This window comes from Variovorax glucosi (genome assembly GCF_051216695.1).
GTDB lineage: Bacteria > Pseudomonadota > Gammaproteobacteria > Burkholderiales > Burkholderiaceae_C > Variovorax.
Genome location: NZ_JBPJZE010000343.1, coordinates 1 through 1,074, shown reverse-complemented (window position 1 = coordinate 1,074; position 1,074 = coordinate 1). Strand labels below are relative to the sequence as shown.

1 protein-coding gene and 1 pseudogene are annotated in these 1,074 nt (G+C 64.0%); both read left to right on the top strand.

The genetic code is table 11. The annotated features are described in order from the left end of the window. The first annotated feature begins 185 nt into the window (after positions 1–185). Entirely contained in the window at positions 186–863 is a 678-nt protein-coding gene (locus ACSFA3_RS25510; protein ID WP_435464772.1) for an HAD family hydrolase, read from the top strand. After that, positions 860–1,074: pseudogene (locus tag ACSFA3_RS25505) on the top strand (alpha-D-glucose phosphate-specific phosphoglucomutase); the annotation flags it as partial. The gene ACSFA3_RS25510 and the pseudogene ACSFA3_RS25505, both read left to right, overlap by 4 nt.

Sequence of the window (1,074 nt, the reverse complement as noted above, 5' to 3'; positions counted from 1 at the left end):
CTCCTTCTTCAAACTGGACGGAAGCTTATTCGACTCCGGGGGCAGTCCCGTGGCACCGATTAAGTCGATGGTCCGCAAAGCGGCAACCAATTCACGCGACGGCTGTCTGGCGTCGCATTCAGGGCGTATGCTGGCCGCGACACGCGCAGTTCGGGCCCCAGTTCAGGCACTTTGGCCGCACACCCATGACACCTCCTCCTGCCACCGTTTTCCTGATCGACGTCGACAACACCCTGCTCGACAACGACCGGGTCATTGCCGACCTTCGCGCCCATCTCGAACAGGCCTTCGGCGCCGAGAGCGCCAGCCGCTACTGGGTGGCTTTCGAGCAATTGCGCAGCGAGCTCGGCTACGTCGACTATCTTGGCGCCCTGCAGCGCTACCGCGCCGAGGAAAGCCGCCGGGGCATGAGCGATTCGCGGCTGCTGCTGATGTCGAGCTTTCTCATCGACTACCCCTTTGCCGACCGGCTCTACCCCGGCGCGCTGGAAGCCCTGAAGCACCTGCGCCGCCACGGACCCACGGTGATCCTGTCTGACGGCGACGTGGTGTTCCAGCCGCGCAAGGTGCAGCGCTCGGGCCTGTGGGACGCCACCGAAGGACGCGTGCTCATCTACGTGCATAAGGAACAGATGCTCGACACCATCGAGCAGTGCCACCCCGCGCGGCACTACGTGATGGTCGACGACAAGCTGCGCATTCTTTCGGCCATGAAGGCCATCTGGGGGCCTCGTCTGACGACGGTCTTCGTGCGGCAAGGGCACTATGCACTCGACAAGCTGGCCATTGCCGCCTACGCCCCCGCCGACATCACCATCGAACGCATCGGCGACCTGATCAACTTTGACTTTCCATCGACATGAGCCAAGCAACCAACCCTCTCGCGGGAAAGCCCGCCCCTCTCGAACTGCTGGTCAACGTGCCGCGCCTGATCTCGGCCTACTACACAGGGCGGCCCGATCCGTCGGTGCCGAGCCAGCGCGTGGCCTTCGGCACCTCGGGGCACCGCGGCTCTTCCTTCGACGATGCATTCAACGAATGGCACGTGCTGGCGATCAGCCAGGCCATCTGCGA

Coding starts and splice junctions, on each gene's coding strand:
- ACSFA3_RS25510 (WP_435464772.1), top strand. CDS start 186: ATGACACCTCCTCCTGCCACCGTTTTCCTGATCGACGTCGACAACACC.